This is a genomic window from Mangrovimonas sp. CR14 (assembly GCF_011764015.1).
Taxonomy (GTDB): Bacteria; Bacteroidota; Bacteroidia; order Flavobacteriales; family Flavobacteriaceae; genus Mangrovimonas; species Mangrovimonas futianensis.
The window spans coordinates 59,960-83,787 of sequence record NZ_JAAFZY010000009.1; the positions used below are offsets into that span (position 1 = coordinate 59,960).

Here is a 23,828-nt window from a genome sequence, read left to right on the forward strand (position 1 = left end):
TTTATCATGAAAAGATTATCAATTTATTTAGGGACAATTTGTCTCCTAGGAACGCTATGTTCTTGTACTAACTTTTCTCAGGGTCAAGAAATAGGATCTGTTTCAATGAAATCAGGAACTACGGAACTTGATTCGGAAATTGAAGGAAAGGTAGATTCGTTACTTTCTTTGATGACTTTGGAGGAGAAAATCGGTCAAATGAATCAGTATAGCGGTTTTTGGGATGTCACTGGACCTAAACCAGAAGGTGGGTCGGAGGCCAAAAAATATGAGGATTTAAGAAAGGGATTAGTTGGCTCTATGCTTAACGTTACTGGGGCCAAAGAGGTTCTTGAGGTTCAGAAAATAGCAGTGGAGGAGACCCGATTGGGGATTCCATTGCTTATTGGATTTGACGTGGTTCATGGGTTTAAAACTGTTAGTCCTATTCCATTGGCAGAGTCGGCCAGTTGGGATATGGAAGCCATAAAAAGATCTGCAGAGGTGGCTGCGAAAGAAGCTGCTGTAAGTGGAATCAATTGGACTTTTGCTCCGATGGTTGATATTACAAGAGATGCCAGATGGGGAAGAGTTATGGAAGGCGCTGGTGAAGATCCTTTTTTGGGAAGTGCCATTGCGAAAGCAAGAGTGACAGGTTTTCAAGGGGATGATTTGACTTCTCCTTATACGATTGCTGCATGCGCCAAACATTTCGCTGCTTATGGTTTTGCTGAATCGGGAAGAGATTACAATACAGTAGATGTAGGTACCTCTACCTTGTACAATATTGTTTTTCCACCATTCTTGGCTGCAAAAGAAGCAGGAGTCAGGACCTTTATGAATTCATTCAATGAAATAAATGGTGTGCCAGCTACGGGAAATGCTTGGTTGCAAAGAGATATTTTGAAAGGAAAATGGGATTTCAATGGCTTTATGGTTTCTGATTGGGGGTCTATCAATGAAATGATTTCCCATGGACAAGCTGAAAACGGAAAATATGCAGCTGAAAGAGCTGTAATCGCTGGGTCAGATATGGATATGGAATCCTACCATTATCTTAATTACTTGGCAGAATTGGTAGAAGAAGGTAAGGTGAGTGAAGACTTAATAAATGATGCCGTGAGGAGAATTCTCAGAGTGAAATTTGAATTGGGACTTTTTGAAAATCCTTATCAGTACAGTGATCCATCAGTCGAAAATGAAGTTGTGGGAAGTCAAGAAATTCAGGATGCCGTTTTGGATATGGCTAAGAAGTCTATTGTGCTTTTAAAAAATGAAAAGAGCCTGCTTCCACTTAAAAGATCGGGACAAAACATTGTAGTAATTGGTGCATTGGCTAGTGATAAAACAAGTCCTTTGGGGAATTGGCGAACTGGGGCCGAGAATGGTACGGCGGTTTCATTACTTGAAGGATTGCAACAATATCAGGGAAACACTATTACCTATGTTAAAGGACCAGCCTTTGTGGATGGCGAGATATCTTTTCCAAAACAATTGCAAATAAATCAAACAAAAACTTCAGGTATGATAGAGGCAGTGAACGCTGCCAAAAAAGCAGATATTGTGCTTGTTGCTTTGGGTGAGCATGGTATGCAAACAGGAGAAGGTAGAAGTCAAGTAGATATTGGGTTGCCAAAATTACAACAACAACTGCTAGAAGAAGTTTACAAGGCGAATCCCAACGTAGTTTTAGTGCTGCACAATGGAAGACCAGTAGCTATTCCATGGGCTGCCGAACATATTCCTTCCATTTTAGAGGTTTGGCAGTTAGGAACGCAAAGTGGACATGCCATAGCCCAAGTGTTATATGGAGATTATAACCCTAGCGGAAAATTACCGATGACTTTTCCGAAGGCCGTTGGTCAAGTGCCTATTTACTATAATCATAAAAGTACAGGTAGACCTAATGAGCCCGCTCCAGGAGAGGTTTTTTGGTCTCATTATACAGATATGGATAACGATCCTTTATTTCCATTTGGACATGGCCTAAGTTATACCCAATTTGAATATCAAGATTTAAAAGTGGAGGTTGACCCTAGTCAAGTGTTGGTTTCATTCGAATTGAAGAATATTGGAGATTTGGATGGAAAAGAAGTGGTTCAGGTATACATACAAGATGTTTTTGCGAGTATTACGCGACCAGTTAAGGAGTTAAAGGGATTTGAGTTGGTCAGTCTAAAAGCTGGAGAGTCTAAAACCCTAAACTTTATTTTGACCGATAAGGAATTGGGATTTTATAATAATCAGGGTGAATTTTTAGTGGAGCCTGGTGACTTTAAAGTATTTGTAGGGGGTAGCTCAAATACAGTATTAGAGTCAGAATTTAACTTGGCACAACAGCTTCGTTGAACTGAGGTTTGATGTTAAGTTTTAGGTGATGCTTGTTGCCTTGATTTTTTAAAAAAGGTTCTGAATTGTCAGAACCTTTTTTGATTTTAGGTCTTATTAGGAATTGCAGATTTTAGCTCCTTTAAGGTTGTTGGAAAATTTACAAAACATTAAGCCTATAAATTTGGTAATTCAATTAAAAGGTAAAATATTCGCAGTTGGAAATATTTTCATTAGGGTATTAACAATTTTATTGCATAAAAAGTAAAAAATATCTATCTTAGAATATAGATTATGCCATCCAAGACGACATTAAAAGATTTAGCGAATTTAGCTGGGGTATCTGTTTCAACAGTATCTAAAGCATTGAATGACAGTCCTGAAATTGGGCTGAAAACAAGAGTTCGCATTAAAGAAATTGCAGAGTCCTGCAACTACATACCCAATAACATTGCTAGAAGCTTAAAGTCAAAATCCACCAAAACGATTGGGGTTGTGATTCCGGCTATTTTATTGGAATTTTTCAGTAAAGTGCTTTATGGGATTGAGATTGAAGCCACCAAAAGAGGCTACAAACTAATTATCTGTCTTAGTAATGAAAAGCAGAAAAAGGAGAGTGAGAGTATAGATACTTTTATCAATGGAAGTGTTGACGGTATTATATTGTCTCTGGCAGAAGAAACACAACGTTTAAAAAGTTACGCGCATCTCGATAAAGTTTCAAAGTACAATGTACCCATGGTTATGTTTGATAGGGTGACAAAAGATGTATTTTGTGATACGGTAACTATAGATGACTTTGAATGTTCTTATGAAGCAACTGCTTTTTTAGCAGATCATGGTTCCAAACATATTGCCTTTGTCAATCCAATTAGTAATATTAGTGTGGGGCAACTGCGTTGTGAAGGGTATTTAAAGGCTTTGAAAGATAGAAATTTAAAACCTTTAATAATTGATGTAGATCATTACAATCAAATCGAAAAGGACTTAACTAGAACCTTGAAGGAGCAAAAGATAGATGGAGTGGTTTGTGCAGATGAATACTCCGCTATTTTGACCATAAATGTGGCTCGATTAAATGGGTTTGATGTTCCAAATGACATAGCTGTTATTGGATTTACTAATGGATTAATGTCTGAACATTCTATACCTTCACTAACGGTCGTTAGCCAGCATGCTGAAAATATTGGTAAGAAAGCTGTCGAATTGTTAATTGATAGATTAGAAGGGAAATTGGTGAGTGATCCTGTTCACGAAGTTATACATACTCATATTATTGAGCGAAATTCCACCAAGAAACTTAATTAGTATGTTCTAATAATAAAAAAGAAAAAGTCTTACCGTTTGGTAAGACTTTTTTCTATCTATCAAAAGTAAATCTTTCTTAGTGACCGTCTGTAGCTTCTTCAACAGCATCACCAACAGCTTCTCCAGCTTCTTTGGTTTCTTCAACAGCGGTATCGATTGCCTCACCAACTTCTTCCAAAGCACCTTCAGTTGCCTCTTCAGTGTCTTGAGCAGCCTCTTCAATAGCATCACCAGTGTCTTCTGCTGCTTCTTCGATAGCATCACCTGTGTTTTCCATTGATTCTTCTACGCTTTCTTCATTTTTTGTATCTCTACAAGAAGAGATTGTAAATCCTAAAGTTAGTAATAGAGCTACGCTTAAAAATAGTCTTTTCATTAGTGTAAAGTTTTTAGTGTTTAATAAAATTAATATATAGAATTACCTCTCAGTAATTTTATGTTAAATATTGTTTTTAGGATCATTAATTTTTTGCAGTTTCATTGTCTTTGTCTCTGTTTTAAACTAGGTTTAAACATGTTTAAAGAATGCCAGCTACAATTTTGTGAACAATTTATTTAAAGAGTTCTAAACATCGTTGATTTATTTTTGCTTTTGCTCCTTACATGAAGTTGAGGTAAGGCTTCATATTTTAAAATATGATTTAGGAGTTGCTATTAATAATTTCATTGGTGTTAGTTAATAAACAAATTGGTCATCACGAAATTAACATTTAATTAATGAATATTACAAATGATTTTAATTATTTTTTTTGATTCGTAAAATATCCATGTTGTTAATACTTACGTATATAGTCCATGATTTGGATTACGGCACCTTTGTTTTTTTCAATATAGCGCTTATTAATGGCTCCTGAATTATTCCGAAGTGACTCATTTTCGATTAAATTTTTAAGCTGATTCGAAAATTCTTCTTGTGTTTTAATGCTGAACATACCTCCTAAATCAACCATATCATGGGCTTCTGGAAATTTATCATAATGAGAACCTATTATAATTGGAATTCCAAATACAGCTGGTTCTAAAGTGTTGTGAAGCCCTGTGGTTCCCACGGCTCCTCCAACATAAGCAATGTCTCCAACACTATAAATCTTAGAAAGGATCCCAATTGTGTCTACAATAAAGACTTGTTGGTTAGAAAGGGAGGATTCCTCCATCTCCGAAAACAGCATGGTAGGCTTATGGATGCTTGCTTTTAATTTCTGAATTTGCTCAGATTTGATATTGTGGGGAGCAATGATATAGGAAACATACTCATTGGAATAACTGTTGATAAATTCCGCCAAGAAAGCTTCACCTTCTGGCCAAGTACTGCCTGCTACCACGCATAACCTATTGTTTTTGAATGTTTCAATATAGGGAAGATGATTGTCAATGTTTAGTTGCTGACTCACTCGGTCAAAGCGAGTATCTCCAGAAATAGTGGCCTGCTCATAGCCTATTTTCTTTAATAGATCTTTGGAATTGGCATCCTGGGTAAAAATGTGCTCAAAAGCAAATAATGCCTCTTTTATAACGTTTCCATACCATTTGAAGTATGCCTGGTTTGGCCTGAATAAGGCAGAAATTAGAAGGGCTCTTTTGCCTCTTGTTTTTAATTCCTTTAAGTAGTTTGGCCAGATGTCATACTTAACAAAGAGGGTTAAGTCTGGATTTACTAGCTCTATAAATGTTTTGGCATTATAAGGAGTGTCCCAAGGTAAATAAACGACCACGTCAGCAATAGGTGAGTTTTTCCTGATTTCATAACCCGATGGCGAAAAAAAGGTAAGTACGGCTTTATGGTTGGGATAAGTTTTTTTTATTTCCTGAAAAACGGGAAGGCCCTGTTCATATTCACCCAAGGAAGCGCAGTGAAACCATAATGTTTGATCTTCTGGTTTCAATTTGTCTTTTAAAATTTGAAAAGTTTCTGCTCGACCTTGAACTCCCAATTGCAGTTTATGATTAAATCGGGAAGCTAATTTTAAAAGAAATGAAGCCCAACGAATACCAAGATTATAGATCACTTTCAAGATAAAAAAACTTTTATGCTAAAATACATTGTTTAGAATAAATCCATTGGGGTAGGCAAGCTATTTTTGTAACTTTGTATCATATGAAACAAATACAAATGGTTGACCTTAAAGGTCAATATGCCGATATCAAAGAGGTGGTTAATGCCTCCATACAAGAAGTCATTGATACGACTTCTTTTATAAATGGACCCAAGGTTCATGAATTTCAGAAGAATTTAGAATCTTATTTGGGCGTCAAACATGTCATTCCTTGTGCCAATGGTACAGATGCATTACAGATTGCCATGATGGGACTTGGCTTAAAGCCAGGTGATGAAGTAATTACAGCCGATTTTACGTTTGCAGCTACTGTTGAGGTTATAGCGCTTTTGCAATTAACTCCAGTATTGGTAGATGTAGATCCTGATACTTTTAATATTGATGTAGAGGCTATTAGAAAAGCAATTACACCTAAAACCAAAGCCATTGTTCCTGTGCATTTGTTTGGGCAAGCTGCGCCTATGGAAGAAATTATGGCACTTGCCAAAGAACATAATCTTTATGTTATCGAAGATAATGCGCAAGGTATTGGAGGGAATTACACCTATAAAGATGGAACCAAGGCCAAAACCGGTACCATAGGTAATGTTTCCTCTACTTCCTTTTTTCCTTCCAAGAATTTAGGTTGTTATGGAGACGGTGGCGCCATCTTTACTAATGATGATGATTTGGCTCATATCATAAGAGGTATAGTTAATCATGGGATGTACGTGAGATATCACCATGATGTAGTAGGGGTTAATTCTAGATTGGATTCTATCCAAGCTGCTGTTTTGGATGCCAAACTTCCCAAACTAGATGCTTATAACAAGGCGAGACAAGAAGCAGCAGCTAAATATGATGAAGCATTTAAAAATGTTTCACAAGTACAAACGCCAGTGAGAAAAAGCAACGCTTGTTCTGGTAATTGCAATAATTGTGATTGCCATGTGTTTCATCAGTATACTTTAAAATTGACAGGTGTTGATAGAGATGGTTTAGCAAAATATTTAAATGAAAATGGTATTCCTTGTGGAGTTTATTATCCAATTCCTTTACATAAGCAAAAGGCCTATATGGATGACCGATATAATGAAGCCGATTTTCAAGTGACTAATGCTTTGGTAGAGCAAGTAATCTCCTTACCAATGCATACCGAATTAGACGACGAACAAATAGAATTTATAACCGAAAAAGTAAAAGCATATATTAATGGCTAAAGTACTGGTGACGGGTGGCTTAGGATTTATTGGCTCCCATACTGTTGTAGAACTTCAAAATCGAGGCTTTGAGGTTGTAATAATTGATAATTTGTCTAACTCTTCCATCAACGTTTTGGATGGAATCACAGCGATTACAGGCATTAAACCTGTTTTTGAAAAGTTGGATTTAAGAGAGAAGGAGAAAGTGCAGGATTTTTTTAACCGTCACTCTGACTTACAGGGAATTATTCATTTTGCTGCAAGTAAAGCAGTAGGTGAAAGTGTCCAAAATCCGTTATTATATTATGAGAATAATATCAATACACTAGTATATGTGTTGCAGGAACTGCAAAAATTAGAGAGTGCCAATTTTATATTCAGTTCGTCATGCACAGTTTATGGTCAGGCAGATGAATTGCCCATTCATGAAAATGCTCCCGTCAAGCCGGCGGAATCACCCTATGGGAACACCAAACAAATTGGTGAAGAAATCATTAAAGATGTTTGTAAAATCAATGAGCATTTGAAAGCCATTGCTTTGAGATATTTTAATCCGATTGGCGCTCATGAAACGGTTGAAATTGGGGAGCTGCCTATAGGAGTGCCACAAAATCTAGTGCCTTTTATTACGCAAACGGCTATTGGAATAAGAGAGCAGCTATCTGTTTTTGGTGATGATTATCCAACGAAAGATGGGACCTGTGTACGAGATTATATTCATGTGGTTGATTTGGCCAAAGCTCATGTAGTAGCTTTGGAAAGATTGATGGAATCCAAAAACGAAGGTAATTACGAAGTCTTTAACTTAGGTACGGGAACCGGAAGTTCTGTTTTGGAAGTTGTTCAATCTTTTGAAAAAGTTTCTGGTGAAAAATTGAATTATAAGATAGCCCCTAGAAGAGAAGGAGATGTTACGGCTGCTTATGCAGATACCCATAAAGCAAACGATGTCTTGGGGTGGAAATCGGAGTTGACCTTAGACGATGCCATGTTGTCTGCCTGGAAATGGGAACAAAAATTGGCAAATTCGTAAAAAACAACGATATCAAATTGTCAATGATAGTGTCATTTGGTTAAGGAATCCTAAGTCGATAACTTGTTCGATTGTGGATATTTTAATATCTTTTTGATTAACAAGGTTTTAAGGCTTTGTTTTTGGGATTGGTTTAAATGATTTGTTTCTTTGTATGGTAATGCAAAGGAAATTATGAGACTGATAACAATAAAAAGAGAAACCAAAGACGAACAAAGGCATACCCCAAAAATGGGTGCCTTATCAACCAAAGTAACCTATATCAAAAAGCAATTTTTGAATATTCCGTTTAAAACGATTCACAAGTACAGAGAAACCTATTACGGGAAAATTAAGGATTGTGAACAATGCAATTTGGCCAGATAAACAGAAAATATTGAAGTAAAAAAAAGCCTCTATTAATTAGAGGCTTTTTTGTTTTTAAAATTGCTGTAAAGCAACAGACCAAGGCCAAACATGACCGACATGTCTGCTATATTAAAAATACCGGTTCTAAAGACTCCTCCTAAATCTATATGAAAAAAGTCGGTTACCGAGCCATACATAACTCTGTCATAGACATTGGCAATACCGCCACCCACAATACATGAAAATCCAATGACTGAGGCTTTGTCCAAGTTTTTGTTTGTTATAATGTAGTACATCACATATCCCAAAACGGCCAGAGGTAATATAAGTAATAGAATCAGACGCAAGGTGTCATTCAGTTCACTTCCCATACCCAAGAAAGCGCCTTTATTTTCTACATTATGCAACGTGAAATAATCTCCAATAATTGGGGTTTCACTGTAAGGATCTACCTTAGCTCTCACTATAAATTTCGAAATTTGATCTAAGGCAATATTGAAAATCACCAATAGAATGATGCCTACATTTCTAGTGAACTTCATTAAAGGTTGGTTTCAAAGGTTGCAGAAGCTGTTTGGGCTTCTCTATTAATTTTTTTAACCAACCCTTGCAATACATTTCCAGGTCCCACTTCCGTAAATAAGGTAGCACCATCTGAGATCATATTCTGAACAGACTGTGTCCATTTTACAGGAGCAGTTAATTGAGAGATTAAGTTAGCCTTGATATCGTTTTCATTAGTCACAGCAAAAGTTGTGACATTTTGATAAATAGGACAAGACGGTGTGTTGAATTGGGTATTTTCTATTGCTGCTGCTAATTCTTCTCTTGCGGGTTCCATAAGAGGAGAATGGAAAGCACCACCAACTGGAAGCACTAAGGCTCTTCTTGCACCTGCTTCTTTCAAGGACTCACAGGCTTTATTTATGGCTTCTACTTCCCCAGAAATAACTAATTGCCCAGGACAATTATAGTTTGCCGCTACAACAATACCTTCGGTTTGAGAGCAAATATCTTCTACCAACTTATCTTCCAGTCCTAAAACGGCTGCCATCGTGCTTGGATTCATTTCACAAGCCTTTTGCATTGCCAGAGCTCTTTGAGAAACTAATTTAAGTCCGTCTTCAAAAGTTAAGGTGCCATTGGCAACCAAAGCAGAAAATTCACCTAAGGAATGGCCTGCAACCATATCGGGTTTAAAACTATCTCCAAGGGTTTTTGCCAAAATAACAGAATGTAAAAAGATGGCGGGTTGAGTTACCTTGGTTTGTTTTAGGTCTTCAGCAGAACCTTCAAACATAATATCAGTAATGACAAATCCTAAAATATCGTTTGCCTTTTCAAATAATTCTTGTGCTAGAGGGGAGTTTTCATATAGGTCTAATCCCATTCCAGAAAATTGCGCCCCTTGTCCAGGGAAAATGTATGCGTTCATTCTCTTTATATTTAATTGGTGCAAAAATAGTGAATTCTATATAAGTGAATAAGTGTAAGGGAATAATATCAGTTATTAAACTGTTTGAGAAATCTGTCAAGTGCACCAAAATAGATATTGGGTTGCTCCAACCAACCGTAATGGGCACAATGATCTATGTAAACTAGTTCTGAGTTGTTGAATATTTGATGAGCTTCCTCAGCAATGGAGGGATCCAAAATGTCTTGCTTTCCTTGAATGAGGAGCACAGGTTTTTTAAAGGACTTCAAATCAGGTTTACAATCAAAGGAAATGGCTCGCATATCACGCCACAGAAGACTATTTATTTGCATGTTACTTTGGGTTAATCTATGAGCTATTTGTTCAATGAATTCTTTGTTGTATAAATAAGCAGGAGCAAGATTCCTTCCTCTCCCTAATCTTGCTTGATAGCTAGTGTCGCCTTGTGAGATTCTTTGATTCCAATAATTAAGTGAATCTCTTTGAATGGAAGATAGATGGGATCTAATGTCTAAGTTATCCAAAAGTGATAAATCCAATCCGCCAGAGGAGGAAAGTATTAAGCCTTGAATTCGATCTGGGAATAATGTAGCATAATAGGAAGCTAGCATACCGCCAAAAGAATGCCCTAGCACAACCCATGATTCAATTTTCAAGTGTTTTCTGAGGGCTTCAATATCGTCTACCATCAATGTCATTGTTATTGTTTTTGATGAGATGTCCTGCAGTTGGGATTGGCCAGTTCCTCTTTGGTCATATATGATGGTCTGATTGGTTTCTGCCAATCTTTTGGCTAATGATTCAAAGCCTTGGCTATTCATTCCCGGACCTCCATTAATAATCAAAACCGGTGTCCCTTTACCAAAAGTCTTAAAAAATAGTTGCCCGTTTTCTATGCCAATTTTTCCTGAGGTTTGTCCGGAAATTTGGTAACAGATAAATAGGAAAATGATTCTGAAAACAGGCTTCAATTGATTATTTTTTCACATAAGTAATAAAAGAAAAATCGTAGGGATGATTCGCGTCCTTGTTATGGTAACTGCGAGCAGTTTCTTGCCATTGGGATTCGTTAATTTCAGGGAAATGTGTGTCTGCATCTTCAAAAGTACCGTGTACTCGTGTTAGCTCAATTTTATCTGCTAATGGCATTGCTTGACGATAAATTTCACCTCCACCAATGATAAAGGGTTGGGTATCGTTTTTAGAAGCATCAAGAGCATCTTTTAAATTATGAACAACAATAACGCCAGATGGGACGGTATAATTCTGTTGTCTTGTAATGACAATGTGTGTTCGGTTGGGTAAAGGTTTTGGGAAACTTTCAAATGTTTTGCGCCCCATGATGATGTGATGACCATTGGTGAGGTTTTTAAATCGCTTAAGATCGTCACTTAAATGCCAAATCAAATCGTTGTCCTTACCCAAAGCTTGATCTTCTCCGGCGGCAGCGATAATGGTTAAGTTAGAACGCTTTTCAGATGTCCTGTTTTTTTCGGTTTCTTCTTGAATTTCCTTTTTAGCTATAGCTAATTCTTCGTTGTAAAGTTTTGCTTTGATAGTTTCAATACGTTCTTGTTGTTGGGAAACCAATCTTTCTAACTGCGATTTTTCCCATGATTCTCCCAAAAACTTGTTGGTTACAAATACGTTGATAAAGTGATATAGAAATAAGACAAACCAAAGAACAACGGCAAATACAAACCAATCAATACCAAGAATTTTAAAGTTTTCACCTATTTTCAATACCAGGTTTGCGACAATTAATAGGATAGCGCCTATAAGGAATAAAATAAAATGGGAGTATAATCTTTTTTTCTGTTTGATGCGTTTTTGGGCATGCTTAAAAAACGCTAATTGTTCTTGATCTACTTGAGGTATTTCTTTCTTTTTTCCGAACATTATGATTGATTTGCTATGGGTAAATTTACGGCATTTTTTAGGAAAATGTTATCGTAAATGGAATTTGACTAAAAGGGGTGAAAAACGAAATCGATATCGTTGAAAATCAGCTCGTAAACATGAATTTATGCCGTTGTCAATCTCGTAATTTCAAGCTTGTTTTTTTTTGGAGTTTATGCTAATGTTAGCTAAATTTTGCCAAAACAACAATTCTTTCTGTAAACAACCTAAAGGAGTTGCATACCTAAAATAGATTTGCTTCTTTTGACCCAGAAAAACACTTGAATTATGGCTATTAAAAAACAATACTTAAAAAGCAAGCCTCTTTGTAAGGTAACTTTTTCAGTACCTGCAGAGGAGGCTAAAAAGGTGGAAGTTCTAGGAACTTTTAACGATTGGAAGGAGAAGAAAGCTGTAAAACTTAAGAAGTTAAAAAACGGGACTTTTAAAGGAACCGTTGATTTGGAAACCGAAAAAACGTACGAATTTAAATATGTTGTCGATGGCGAAGCTTGGTTGAATGATGATCAAGCGGATGCTTATGCATGGAGTGACTATGCAGGATCTGATAATAGTGTTTTAAATTTATAATTAGTTAAATTAGTTTGTGTGAAAAAACGCTCTCAATTGGTTTTGGGAGCGTTTTTTGTTTGTTAAAATCTTTCCAAAGTGGCTTTTTGAGTTAAAAATCGTTTTTCTAAGAACCTTTTATAGTACTTATTATCCCTGAAAGGATAGATATTTACTTCAAGTTGGTAATTAGTGTTTTTTTCCAACTTCACAGATCCTTCTCGAAACAAAAGATTTCCCTGTCTGAATTCTTCTATAGCTTTTTCAGAAAATAGATCATTCTCAGCGTAAGCTCTAATATTGAAACAATCCATGTTTTCATTAGTAGAAAAGTATAGAAAGACGATGATTAATTCCTTGTACTCATCTCCCGCGGCTTCTACTGCTTTCAAAAATTCTTTATTCTTCGGTTTAATTGGATAGTGGGCCTCATATTCTATCAATTTACGGTATACGGGAATAAATTGGTAGGATGAATCCACTCTAAATTCCGGTCTGAATTCTACTTTAAAATCGTACCCTTTATTATTGTATATGGCAATAGCAGGGGTGAAAAGGGGTAACTTTTTTAAAGCTGATTTTATCTTCAGATTGAAAAGTTCAAATTGTGTATTTACTTTAATATCTTTCTCATTGACCTCTCCTTTTAAATTTATAACGTAACTAAGATCAAATTCAATAGAATCATTAATTCGGAAGTGGTTTTTAATAAATTCAGCATCAATTTGTTTCCCAATGAAATCTTGAGTCTGGAATCTAATAAATTCCATTTTATTAGGAGGAGAATCATTTAAATCTCCATTGTGGAATGTTGGATAACCTTTAGAAAGGTTGGTCTGTGAAAATATGATACAGGGGAAAAGTAATAAAAATAAAACTAATCTCATATCAAAAAATTACACTGCTACAACACCTTTAATATGTGGGTGTGGATCATAATCCACTAGGGTAAAGTCTTCAAAAGTGAAATCAAAAATATCTGTGATTTCTGGGTTTAAAATCATTTTTGGCAATGGTCTAGGGTCTCTTGATAATTGAAGCTCCAATTGTTCGTAATGATTGCTATAAATATGAGCATCACCAAAGGTATGAATGAATTCTCCTGGTTGGTATCCGCAAACTTGTGCCATCATCAATGTAAACAAGGCATAAGATGCTATATTAAAAGGAACTCCTAGAAAGATGTCTGCACTTCGTTGGTATAACTGACAAGATAATTTGCCGTCTGCTACATAGAATTGAAAAAAGGCATGACACGGAGGTAAGGCTGCCTTTCCGTTAGCAACATTTTCAGCGAAACTTTTAGAGGTGTCTGGCAGTACAGAAGGATTCCATGCCGAAACCAACATACGTCGACTGTTTGGATTGGTCTTTAGAGTCTCGATGACTTCCTTGATTTGGTCAATTTCATCACTGTTCCAATTACGCCATTGATGTCCGTAAACAGGACCCAAATCACCATTGTCATCAGCCCATTCGTTCCAAATTCGCACGCCATTTTCTGTAAGGTATTGAATATTTGTGTCACCTTTTAAAAACCATAACAATTCATATATGATGGATTTTAAATGCAGTTTTTTGGTGGTTACCATTGGGAACCCTTCATTCAAATCAAACCGCATTTGATATCCAAAAACACTTTTGGTTCCAGTACCTGTGCGGTCTCCCTTTTCGTTCCCGTTTTCTAAAACATGTTTGACGAGGTCTAAATATTGCTTCATAAGTCTCTCAATTCTATCTGGATAAAAATAGAAAAAAGACCAAGTAGAAACATCGCATATTTCTAATTAGATATGAAAAGTTATTAACGAAATTATCCGATAATCATTCCAGCAATAGTAGCTGAAAGGAGTGAGGCTACTGTTCCTCCAATTAAGGCTTTAATTCCGAATTCAGATAAGGTTTTCCTTTTGCCTGGAGCTAAAGATCCAATACCTCCAATTTGGATTCCTATAGAAGCAAAATTGGCAAAGCCACAAAGCATGTAGGTGGCCATGATGACCGATTTCTCATATTTTAAATGAAGCAAATTCCCGATATCTTTCAATTCTGCCAGTTGGATATAGCCAACAAATTCGCTAGCAACCAATTTAATCCCTAGAAGTTGTCCCATAAGAGCCATATCTTCTTGTGCTACCCCAATCAACCACATAATGGGCGCCAATAGGTAACCGAGAAGGAATTCAAGGGATAATTTTTCATAGATGGTATTATCAGCTACCAAGGTGTTTAGGGTAGTGACATCTCCAAACCAACCTAAAATACCATTGATCATGGCTATAAAGGCTAAGAAAACCAATAGCATCGCCCCAACATTAACTGCCAATTTGAGTCCTTCGGAAGTACCATTGGCAATGGCATCTAAAATATTGGAGCCTATTTGATCGTGAGTCACATTGATTTCTGAATCAATAGCTTCGGTTTGTGGATATAGTATTTTTGAAATGACTACAGCTCCTGGTGCAGCCATGACGGACGCGGCTAATAAATGTTTGGCATAAAACAGCTCCATAGCAGGGTCACCAGCTCCAAGGAATCTAATGTAGGCAGCTAAAACACCACCGGCTACGGTAGCCATCCCACCTATCATAACCAATAATATTTCAGAACGAGTCATTTTCTCCAAATAGGCCTTGATCATAAGAGGTGATTCTGTTTGTCCCAAGAAAATATTTCCGGCGACACTTAAACTTTCAGCTCCTGATATTTGTAGTACCTTGGTGAGTAACCAAGCCAAACCTTTCACAACCTTTTGAATGATGCCCAAATAAAACAATACCGAGGTTAAGGCCGAGAAAAAGATAATAGTAGGTAATATAGAAACGGCAAAGGTGGTTAAGGAATCTTCAATTTTATTGGTGATAAATGATTTGAATAGGAATTCAGTTCCAGCGAGCGTGAAATCTAAAATAGCAACAAAAAGACCTCCAACCCATTCAAAAACAGATTGTACAAAGGGTATTTTTAAAACGCCAATGGCTAACAGCAATTGCGCCAAAAGTCCAAAGCCTACAGTTCGCCAATTGATAGCTTTTCTGTTTTTGCTTAATAGAAAGGCAATGGCTAGAAGAACCACCATTCCTAAGGCGCCTCTTAAAAGACTGTTTATGGAAAATCCCGCACTACTTATGATGGGGTTACTAGTTGTCTGCTGGGTGATACTTTCAATGGTCGTGGTAGAATCTTGTGAAAACGCAACGGTTGTAAAAAGAACCAATAACAGAACAAAAAGTTTCTTCATATGTGGTGTGGTTTAGTTTCTTTTGGAAATTTCATCCCTGATTTTGGCTGCCTTTTCATAATCTTCATTGGCTACAGCCTCGTCCAGCAAGGTGTGGAGTTCTGTTAGGGATTTGTTTTTGTAGTTGGTTTGTGAATCTGATTCAATTTCTTCCGCTATCATGTCATCTACCAATACGCTGTCTTCAGATTCATCTGGAGAGTCTGGATTGATTTTTAGATAGATCCCTGCTTTGTCCAAAATATTTTTGTACGTGAAGATTGGGGCATCAAACCTTAAGGCTAAAGCAATAGCATCACTAGTTCTGGCATCGATGATTTCTTCAATGCCATCACGCTCACAAATAAGACTGGAATAGAAAACACCATCAACCAATTTGTGAATGATTACCTGTTTGACTACCACATCAAATCGGTCAGCAAAATTCTTAAAAAGATCATGAGTTAAAGGTCTAGGCGGACGAATTTCTTTTTCTAGGGCAATGGCAATGGATTGAGCCTCAAAAGCCCCAATTACTATGGGTAACTTTCTATCGCCGTCTACTTCGTTTAATATCAGTGCGTAAGCGCCATTTTGAGTCTGGCTGTAAGAAATTCCTTTAATGTTAAGTCTAACTAAACTCATAAATCATTCAAAAACACAAAGAACTGTTTAAATTAGGACTTTACCAAACCAAAAGAATAGATTTCGATTTTAGACCAAATTCAAACAGTCCTTTTAGACTTTACAATTTAATAAAAATATTTTATTGCTGAGCTTTAAACTCCTTTAATTTCTCTATTAATTGAGGAACCACTTCAAAGGCATCCCCTACAATCCCATAGTCTGCTGCTTTAAAGAAAGGAGCTTCTGGATCTGTATTGATAACCACCTTCACTTTAGAGGCATTAATTCCTGCTAAGTGCTGAATAGCTCCTGAAATACCAACGGCAATATAAAGATTGGCCGCAACGGGTTTTCCGGTTTGTCCTACGTGTTCGCTATGTGGTCTCCATCCTAAATCACTAACGGGTTTGGAGCATGCAGTTGCCGCACCTAAAACATCGGCTAGTTCTTCAATCATACCCCAGTTTTCAGGTCCTTTAAGACCGCGTCCACCAGACACAACGATTTCAGCATCGGCAATCGTTACTTTGCCAGTTACTTTATCAACAGATTCTACGGTGATTCCTAATTCAGGAATAGACGGAGAAAACGTCTCGGCTGTAGCGCTGGCTGAATTTTCTTTTAAACCAAAGGCATTTTTTGAAAGTCCTATCAATTTGACTTCCGTTTCAATAGCTGTATTGGCGAATGCTTTGTTTGTAAAGGTGTTTCTTTTAACTGTAAAGGGTTCTGTGTTAGAAGGAGCAGCTACTACATTTGGCACATAACCCGCATTCAAGTTGATGGATAAAATAGGAGCCAAATATTTACTATCGGCACTTGAGCTTACAATCACTACTTTGGCGCTTTCATTTTCAGCAGCCTGGGCAATGACACTAGCGTAAGCTTTGGCATTAAATGTATCAAGGGCATTATTGGTTACTTGTAAAACCTTATCCACACCATAGTTTCCTAAAACAGAGGTGTCATCTGCATTGATGGTAACAGCGGTTACGGTAGTGCCTAACTGGTCTGCAACTGTTTTGGCATAAGAAGCAACTTCCAATGCTATTTTCTTAAAGGTTCCTTTATCTGATTCGGTATATACTAAAACTGACATGTTTTGAATTTTTCTTTTTGGGTTATTAAATAACTTTAGCGTCGTTGTGAAGTAATTCAACCAATTCCCCGACATTATCTGCAGAAACAAGTTTCACTTGTCCTTTAGGAGCTGGTTTTTCAAATGAAACTGAAGCAGTTTCAGCTGAAGCATCTACGGCATCAACTACGCTCAATGGTTTGGAACGTGCTGTCATGATTCCTCTCATATTAGGAATTCTTAAATCACTTTCTTCTACCAATCCTTTTTGGCCTCCAATAACCAAAGGTAAAGTGGTACTAACAGATTCTTTTCCTCCGTCAATTTCTCTTACGGCTTTAACCGCATTTCCATCTATCTCTAAACTGATACAATTGTTTACAAAATTGGCATCTAAAAGCGTAGCTAACATACCTGGAACCATCCCTCCATTGTAATCAATGGATTCACGACCTGCAATGACTAAATCATATCCGCCATTAGAAACTACTTGAGCTAGGTTTTTGGCTACTTGAAAGCCATCTTTAGCTTCTGTGTTAACTCTAATAGCCGTATCTGCACCAATAGCCAAAGCTTTTCTTAAAGTTGGTTCGGTTTCTGGTCCTCCTACATTAACAACGTCAACAGAAGCACCTTGTTTTTCTTTAAACCACATGGCTCTGGTTAAACCAAATTCATCATTTGGATTGATGACAAATTGAACCCCATTGGTGTCAAACTTGGTGTCACCATCCGTAAAATTAATTTTAGAGGTCGTATCAGGAACGTGACTAATACATACTAATATTTTCATATCTTCAGTTTAATTGTTTTGATTGTACTTTAAAGTGGCCACGAAGTTAAATAATTTCATTTGAATATTTGCTATGCATGCATAGCAAAATTTGAGATTTTAAGAAAAAACCTTCCTTTTTTAACAGAATACTGAATTGAAAAAGGGTTTTTTTAGGAATAATCTAAGTATTGGTGCATTTTAATTTTTCAGGATCGGAATTGCCTTGATAAGGGAACAAATCACCTTTTTAAGCCTATTATTTTCTGATTTATTATTATTTTTGCTATCCGATTTTAAAGTTAAGATATCAATGAAAACAATTCAATTTAGAGAAGCTGTCTGCGAAGCCATGAGCGAGGAAATGCGTCGTGACGAAAGCATTTACCTAATGGGTGAGGAAGTAGCAGAATATAACGGAGCCTATAAGGCTTCCAAAGGTATGTTGGATGAATTTGGTCCCAAGCGTGTTATTGATACCCCGATTGCCGAGTTAGGTTTTGCTGGAGTAGGTGTGGGGTCGACTATGACTGGTTGTAGGCCGATAATCGAATTTATGACCTTTAACTTCTCTTTAGTTGGAATTGATCAAATTATAAACAACGCGGCTAAAATTCGTCAAATGTCTGGTGGCCAATTTAAATGTCCTATTGTATTCCGTGGTCCAACGGCTTCTGCAGGTCAATTGGCAGCAACTCACTCCCAAGCGTTTGAAAGCTGGTATGCAAACACACCAGGATTAAAAGTAATTGTACCTTCCAATCCATATGATGCTAAAGGATTATTGAAATCTGCAATTCGTGATGATGATCCAGTAATCTTTATGGAAAGTGAGCAAATGTATGGAGATAAAGGGGAAGTGCCAGAAGGGGAATACCTAATTCCAATTGGTGTTGCCGATATTAAGCGTGAAGGAACCGATGTCACCATCGTATCTTTTGGTAAGATTATCAAAGAGGCTTTCAAGGCAGCTGAAGAATTAGAAAAAGAAGGGATTTCTTGTGAGATTATCGACTTGAGAACCGTTCGCCCTATGGACCATGAGACCATTTTGAATTCTGTTAAGAAAACCAACCGTTTGGTTATTTTGGAAGAGGCCTGGCCATTTGGTAACGTAGCGACAGAGATTACCTATCAAGTGCAATCACAAGCCTTTGATTATTTGGATGCACCAATCGTTAAATTAAACACAGCAGATACACCAGCTCCTTACTCGCCAGTACTATTGGAAGCATGGTTGCCAAACAGCAACGATGTGGTTAAGGCCGTAAAGAAGGTGATGTATAAGTAACATATCAATATTTTTTACGTTATTTAAACTTCATTAGCATTTTTTGTTGATGAAGTTTTTTTTGTAAATACATGAAATACAATCTACTTGCTTTTTTATGCCTACTTGGAATAACTTTCGGATTTGCCCAATCCAAAGTTAGCGGTTATGTTATGGATGAAAAAGATGAGCCCATTGCTTATGCCAATGTGTTCTTTAAATCGTCATCAGAAGGAACCATAACCGATGAGAATGGGAAGTTTTATCTGCAATCCGATAACACCTGGGAAACACTAGTGGTTAGCTTTGTTGGCTATGAAACCATCGAATTACCTTTAGAAAAAAAAGTCAACTACAATCTGAAGTTTACCTTAATTGAGGAGGCGGCAGCTCTTAACGAGGTCGTTATTTATACAGGGAAGCAATCCAAAAAGGAAGAAGAGAATCCTGCTATTGCCATATTGAAGAAAATTTGGGCTAGAAAGCGTTTCAATGGGCTCAAACAATTCAAGCAATATGAATACGATAAGTATGAAAAGATTGAATTTGACCTAAACACCATTGATAGTGCCTTGATGAAAAGTAAACTCTTCAAAGGCATGGAATTTGTTTTTGAACAAACAGACACATCTTCGGTGACTGGGAAGACCTATCTCCCTATGTTCATCAACGAGGCGGTTAGCAAGGTTTACGGAGATAACACTACCAATAAAGTAAAGGAACAACTTAAAGGGAATAAAAACTCTGGATTTGATAACAACCAGATTGTTATTGATTTCATAGATGACCTGTATTCCGATTACAACATTTACGACAATTACCTTAAATTCTTTGACAAGAGTTTTGTAAGTCCTATTTCCAGGACAGGAATCAACACCTACAATTATGTGTTGATTGATAGTGCTTTTGTAGATAATAAATGGTGCTATAACATCGTGTATTATCCAAGACGGAAGAATGAACTGACTTTTAAAGGAGATTTTTGGGTAAACGATACCACGTTTGCCATTAAGAATATCAACATGCACGCCTCAAAAAGTGCCAATATCAATTGGGTCAAGGATATTTATATTGAGCAGGATTTTGAGGTATTGAATGATTCGGTGTTTTTGATTAAGCGCGATTATTTCATGTCTGATTTTTCGTTTCAGAAAAAGGAAAAGGCACGAGGGGTTTACGGTAAAAGAACCACCTTGTATGATAACTATGTGTTTAATTTTAAAAGGCCCGAATCCTTTTATAAAGAAGAAGTCTATAATCCCAATGACCAAGCCTTTGAACGGGACTCAACTTTCTGGCAAAAGCACCGTCTAGAGGAATTGAACAAGGATGAAAAAGGGATCTATACCATGTTGGATACCTTGCGGACGGTCAAGAAGTTTAAACGGCTTTACAGTATTGGTGAAATATTGGCGTCCGGCTACATTGAATTGGATGAAATCAATATGGATTACGGACCAATTTTTTCAACGTTCGGATTTAATGAAGTAGAAGGCATGAGAATACGTACGGGGGGAAGAACTTATTTCACACCTCATGACCCGTGGCGTATTGAAGGTTTTGCGGCCTATGGCTTTAAGGACCAAAAATTCAAATATGGGATTTCTCTCAAAGCCATGATTGAGAAAAAAAACCGGTTGATTATTTCAGGAGGGTACCGAAAGGATGTCGAACAAATAGGTGTGAATCTTACTTCTTCACAGGACGTTTTGGGCCGAAGTTTGGCTTCTTCCTCTTTAGTAACTACCAGTCCCAATGATAAATTGACCAAAATAGAATTGGGTGGATTGGCTGTAGATTTTGAGCCTATAAAAAACTTAGAATTCAGAATTACGGGGAACTACCGGGTTTTAGAATCGGCTTCACCTACCTTTAGTTTGGCCTACCGTGATCCAGAAGCACCCAATGGGGTGAATGATGTGGTCAAGCAATATGAAAGTACAGTGTCTTTGTCTTATTATCCTAACCGACGAATGACGGGTTACGGCGTGGAACGCTATGTGGTAAATGATTATTTCGCCCGCTTGTTTGTGCAGGTGGCAAGAGGAGATAAAGGTTTGCTCAATAGTGATTTTGACTATACCAAGCTGCAATTTTCCTATATGCAACCATGGCGAATTGGTGGGCTAGGTGTGTTAAATACGACTTTAGAAGCAGGAAAAACGTTTGGCGATGTACCTCTAGGATTGTTGAGTGTTATTCCTGGAAACCAATCCTATTTTTCTATCTATAATACGTTTTCCCAATTAGACTTTTACGAGTTTGTAACGGATACTTATGCGTCTTTACATGCTGAGCACAACTTTAACGGTCGCATTTTTTCCAGAATTCCGTTTTTGAGAAAATTGAATCTACGTGAAATAGTTGGGTTTAGAGCCGCTTGGGGAGACATATCAGATGCCAATATTTACTTGAATGAGCCCAACGGCATTCCGTTGATAGCGCCAACTGATAAGATTTATTATGAATACAGTTTTGGGGTTGGTAACATTTTTAGGGTATTTCGTATCGACTTTAACTTTAGAGGAAATTACAAAGATGCGCCCAACGCTCGAGATTTTGGGGTGACCGGTACTTTTGGGTTTAATTTTTAAGGGGTGCTACTTTAATAGTAAGTATTTTATTTCTAAATAATTACGGTAAAACCGTAACTTCTTCCATGTTGTTTTTCTTACATTTGGATCAATAGCCAAGTTCCCTAATAGTTTTCACTTGCTAAACTAGATGGTTTACGAGTTAAGAGAACACATTCCCTCAAGAACTGTTTTTAATAGCACTAAAGATGTTTAATTTAATGGAGGAATAATCTATTTATGAAAGTATTGCTTCTGTTCTTAGGAATCTTAATCTGTTTATCATGTAAAGCACAAACCATTATTGTGCCCATTGGTAGTGGAGCTGATTTTGAGGATAATCAAGATTATTATATTAAGGACGTAAATAATGAATTTGAAAAATTTGTAGGAACCTGGCAATACCAAAATGGTAATTCTTACATAACCTCCAAGCTAAAAGAGAATGAACATTATCAAATTTCAAATAATAAAAAGTATGTAGACCTTTTAGTTGGTGAGTACCAATATGTTGAAAATGGTGTGGAAAAAGTCAATACACTTTTAGATTTTGATGACCCAGCAATAATGGGTTATAAGCATTCAATAAATGGTCGTGTAATTGTACATCAACTACCCAATTATTGCCTGGACAACAGTGACCCCTCTGAGGTTAAAATAGAATTAATAATACACCATCCAACAGATGAATATGCCCAAGGTCGGTTGATTTTACGTTACTTAAATGATAATGGGGTAGAAAAACTGGAAGCCTGTATTTATGATTATAGCATTTTAGGTGATGGCTCTGTTAGCCTTGATATTCCAGATGGGAATTATGTCTTTATAAAACATTAAAACCAAAGGCCAGGCCAAAAAGTCTGGTTTCTAAAAAGATGAAAAATATTCTATGCTTAATAACCTGCATAATAGGTTTGGCTTCATGTAGTGCGCAAACTCCCATAGTTTCAAGGGATTCTCAAATTCAAGGAAAAAGTGAAGGTACTTATTTTAAAGACCTAAATAACGATTTTGATAAATTTGTTGGCATCTGGGTTTATATTAATGGAGGAACAACTTTTACCATACAGTTACTTCAGAAGGAAATGGTTTATGATGGATCGGAATATTATTTTGATGAACTTTTTGGAGAATATAATTATTTACAAAATGGAACTGAAATTATTAATACACTACCCAGTTTAAGCCAATCACCAAATAATTTTGATATAAGAAATATAGGAGGCGGCCATATTATTACTAATGAATATTATCCGGAGTGTTATGATTGCTCGTCTAATGAGCGTAGGGTGATGCTTTATTTTAATGACCCCGAAAGGGGATATTTGACAACTAAAATGGTATTACGTTATGATACAAACTCCTCAAATCCCGAGAAAATGACGGTTACTATTTTTGAGAGTAGTAGCTCGATGCTACCTTATGAAGGTGCTCCAGATGAACATAGGGTGCCTTACGGTGAATATGAGATGATTAAACAGTAAAACAAAAGGGACGTACTAAAAAGTCTCGTTTTTACAACTTATGAAAGCCATAAAACAAATTATAATATTTAGTGTAGTAATATTGGGAACTCAATGTATGTCGCAAAACCCAATCATCAATCTAGAAGATTGGCAAGAAAGTATAGACAATGCCTACTATAAAGACGGTAGCCAACTGCTTAATCCATTTGTAGGAACATGGGTGTTAGATAATGGCTCTCAATATTTAAAAATAGTATTTGAAAAAAAAGAGATGATTTATAATGGTAATTACTATGAAGACCTTTTAATTGGTGAATTTGCATATAAGGAGAATGGTATAGAATTAGCAAATACGCTTTATAAATTAACTAGCCTGTTGCCAGACACCTATAAACATAGCATTGAGGGCAATCACATACCTTTTACTCAACATAGTCCATTTGAAGCATTCACTACAGATATCTTTAGACTGAGTTTAATCATGAGTGAACCTAATGGAGCATCGAGCAATCTTTACTTAAGGACTGCTGAGGTAAATGGTCAAGAAGCAATTCAAATTTTTAAAAGAGGAGGGACAATTACCAAAATGGGAGAAGATCCTGGGTCACTAGAAGGAATCATTCCTGGAGGATATTATTATTTGATTAAACTGTAAAATCAAAAAAGGCAAGAGCTTTTGCCCTTGCC

At 36.7% G+C, this 23,828-nt stretch carries 23 protein-coding genes; 11 read left to right on the forward strand and 12 right to left on the reverse strand.

Features of this window, described 5'->3' with window-relative positions:
- The first annotated feature begins 6 nt into the window (after positions 1-6).
- The gene (bglX, locus tag GZ212_RS15340) at positions 7-2,328 is read left to right on the forward strand and encodes a beta-glucosidase BglX (RefSeq protein ID WP_166962175.1); all 2,322 of its coding nucleotides are present in this window, start codon (positions 7-9) and stop codon (positions 2,326-2,328) included.
- Positions 2,329-2,601: 273 nt separating this feature from the next.
- Entirely contained in the window at positions 2,602-3,615 is a 1,014-nt protein-coding gene (locus GZ212_RS15345; RefSeq protein WP_166962178.1) for a LacI family DNA-binding transcriptional regulator, read from the forward strand.
- A 76-nt stretch (positions 3,616-3,691) separates the two neighbouring features.
- On the opposite strand, the gene GZ212_RS15350 is transcribed toward GZ212_RS15345, so the two are convergent.
- Entirely contained in the window at positions 3,692-3,991 is a 300-nt protein-coding gene (locus GZ212_RS15350; protein WP_166962181.1) for a hypothetical protein, read from the reverse strand.
- 397 nt (positions 3,992-4,388) lie between these two features.
- Positions 4,389-5,621, reverse strand: coding sequence for a 3-deoxy-D-manno-octulosonic acid transferase (locus GZ212_RS15355; RefSeq protein WP_370520501.1), 1,233 nt, complete (start codon positions 5,619-5,621; stop codon positions 4,389-4,391).
- Positions 5,622-5,710: 89 nt separating this feature from the next.
- Here GZ212_RS15355 and GZ212_RS15360 point away from each other — a divergent pair, with 89 nt between their 5' ends.
- From GZ212_RS15360 to GZ212_RS15370, 3 genes are all read left to right on the forward strand, one after another.
- Positions 5,711-6,868 (forward strand): DegT/DnrJ/EryC1/StrS aminotransferase family protein, encoded by a 1,158-nt coding sequence (locus GZ212_RS15360; protein ID WP_166962187.1) that lies wholly within the window; start codon positions 5,711-5,713, stop codon positions 6,866-6,868.
- Positions 6,861-7,883 carry a UDP-glucose 4-epimerase GalE gene (galE, locus tag GZ212_RS15365; RefSeq protein ID WP_166962189.1) on the forward strand — a complete coding sequence of 341 codons (1,023 nt, stop codon included), beginning with the start codon at positions 6,861-6,863 and terminating at the stop codon, positions 7,881-7,883. The genes GZ212_RS15360 and galE overlap by 8 nt, the downstream gene beginning before the upstream one ends.
- A 174-nt stretch (positions 7,884-8,057) precedes the next feature.
- Complete coding sequence (locus GZ212_RS15370) at positions 8,058-8,249, forward strand: hypothetical protein (protein ID WP_166962192.1); 192 nt, start codon at positions 8,058-8,060, stop codon at positions 8,247-8,249.
- A 32-nt stretch (positions 8,250-8,281) separates the two neighbouring features.
- Here the strand turns inward: GZ212_RS15370 and lspA are convergent, their stop codons facing one another.
- From lspA to GZ212_RS15390, 4 genes are all read right to left on the reverse strand, one after another.
- A complete protein-coding gene (gene lspA, locus GZ212_RS15375; protein WP_166962195.1) occupies positions 8,282-8,773 on the reverse strand; it encodes a signal peptidase II in 492 nt (163 codons plus the stop codon).
- Positions 8,773-9,666, reverse strand: a complete 894-nt coding sequence (gene fabD / locus GZ212_RS15380) for an ACP S-malonyltransferase (protein ID WP_166962198.1) — start codon at positions 9,664-9,666, stop codon at positions 8,773-8,775. Before fabD ends, lspA begins: the two co-directional genes overlap by 1 nt.
- Positions 9,667-9,734: 68 nt before the next feature.
- A complete protein-coding gene (locus GZ212_RS15385; RefSeq protein WP_240923834.1) occupies positions 9,735-10,637 on the reverse strand; it encodes an alpha/beta fold hydrolase in 903 nt (300 codons plus the stop codon).
- A 4-nt stretch (positions 10,638-10,641) separates the two neighbouring features.
- On the reverse strand, positions 10,642-11,565 hold the full coding sequence (locus GZ212_RS15390; protein ID WP_166962201.1) for a dihydrofolate reductase: 924 nt from the start codon (positions 11,563-11,565) through the stop codon (positions 10,642-10,644).
- 288 nt (positions 11,566-11,853) lie between these two features.
- Here GZ212_RS15390 and GZ212_RS15395 point away from each other — a divergent pair, with 288 nt between their 5' ends.
- Positions 11,854-12,156, forward strand: a complete 303-nt coding sequence (locus GZ212_RS15395) for an isoamylase early set domain-containing protein (protein WP_166962204.1) — start codon at positions 11,854-11,856, stop codon at positions 12,154-12,156.
- Positions 12,157-12,218: 62 nt separating this feature from the next.
- Here the strand turns inward: GZ212_RS15395 and GZ212_RS15400 are convergent, their stop codons facing one another.
- The 6 genes from GZ212_RS15400 to GZ212_RS15425 all read right to left on the reverse strand — a co-directional run bounded on the left by GZ212_RS15400 (position 12,219) and on the right by GZ212_RS15425 (position 17,853).
- The gene (locus GZ212_RS15400) at positions 12,219-13,022 is read right to left on the reverse strand and encodes a hypothetical protein (protein ID WP_166962207.1); all 804 of its coding nucleotides are present in this window, start codon (positions 13,020-13,022) and stop codon (positions 12,219-12,221) included.
- 9 nt (positions 13,023-13,031) lie between these two features.
- Entirely contained in the window at positions 13,032-13,856 is an 825-nt protein-coding gene (locus GZ212_RS15405) for a thymidylate synthase (protein WP_166962211.1), read from the reverse strand.
- A gap of 92 nt (positions 13,857-13,948) precedes the next feature.
- On the reverse strand, positions 13,949-15,376 hold the full coding sequence (locus GZ212_RS15410; protein WP_053969790.1) for a NupC/NupG family nucleoside CNT transporter: 1,428 nt from the start codon (positions 15,374-15,376) through the stop codon (positions 13,949-13,951).
- Between the two features lie 12 nt (positions 15,377-15,388).
- On the reverse strand, positions 15,389-16,000 hold the full coding sequence (locus GZ212_RS15415) for a bifunctional nuclease family protein (RefSeq protein ID WP_053969789.1): 612 nt from the start codon (positions 15,998-16,000) through the stop codon (positions 15,389-15,391).
- Between the two features lie 121 nt (positions 16,001-16,121).
- On the reverse strand, positions 16,122-17,081 hold the full coding sequence (locus GZ212_RS15420; protein ID WP_166962214.1) for an electron transfer flavoprotein subunit alpha/FixB family protein: 960 nt from the start codon (positions 17,079-17,081) through the stop codon (positions 16,122-16,124).
- A 25-nt stretch (positions 17,082-17,106) separates the two neighbouring features.
- Positions 17,107-17,853, reverse strand: a complete 747-nt coding sequence (locus tag GZ212_RS15425; RefSeq protein ID WP_166962217.1) for an electron transfer flavoprotein subunit beta/FixA family protein — start codon at positions 17,851-17,853, stop codon at positions 17,107-17,109.
- 262 nt (positions 17,854-18,115) lie between these two features.
- Here GZ212_RS15425 and GZ212_RS15430 point away from each other — a divergent pair, with 262 nt between their 5' ends.
- From GZ212_RS15430 to GZ212_RS15450, 5 genes are all read left to right on the forward strand, one after another.
- A complete protein-coding gene (locus tag GZ212_RS15430) occupies positions 18,116-19,123 on the forward strand; it encodes a pyruvate dehydrogenase complex E1 component subunit beta (protein ID WP_255349982.1) in 1,008 nt (335 codons plus the stop codon).
- 71 nt (positions 19,124-19,194) lie between these two features.
- Positions 19,195-21,696 carry a DUF5686 and carboxypeptidase-like regulatory domain-containing protein gene (locus tag GZ212_RS15435; protein ID WP_166962220.1) on the forward strand — a complete coding sequence of 834 codons (2,502 nt, stop codon included), beginning with the start codon at positions 19,195-19,197 and terminating at the stop codon, positions 21,694-21,696.
- Between the two features lie 219 nt (positions 21,697-21,915).
- A complete protein-coding gene (locus tag GZ212_RS15440) occupies positions 21,916-22,512 on the forward strand; it encodes a DUF6705 family protein (RefSeq protein ID WP_166962222.1) in 597 nt (198 codons plus the stop codon).
- A gap of 38 nt (positions 22,513-22,550) precedes the next feature.
- Entirely contained in the window at positions 22,551-23,159 is a 609-nt protein-coding gene (locus GZ212_RS15445) for a DUF6705 family protein (RefSeq protein ID WP_166962225.1), read from the forward strand.
- A gap of 40 nt (positions 23,160-23,199) precedes the next feature.
- On the forward strand, positions 23,200-23,796 hold the full coding sequence (locus GZ212_RS15450; protein ID WP_166962228.1) for a DUF6705 family protein: 597 nt from the start codon (positions 23,200-23,202) through the stop codon (positions 23,794-23,796).
- Positions 23,797-23,828: the final 32 nt, after the last annotated feature.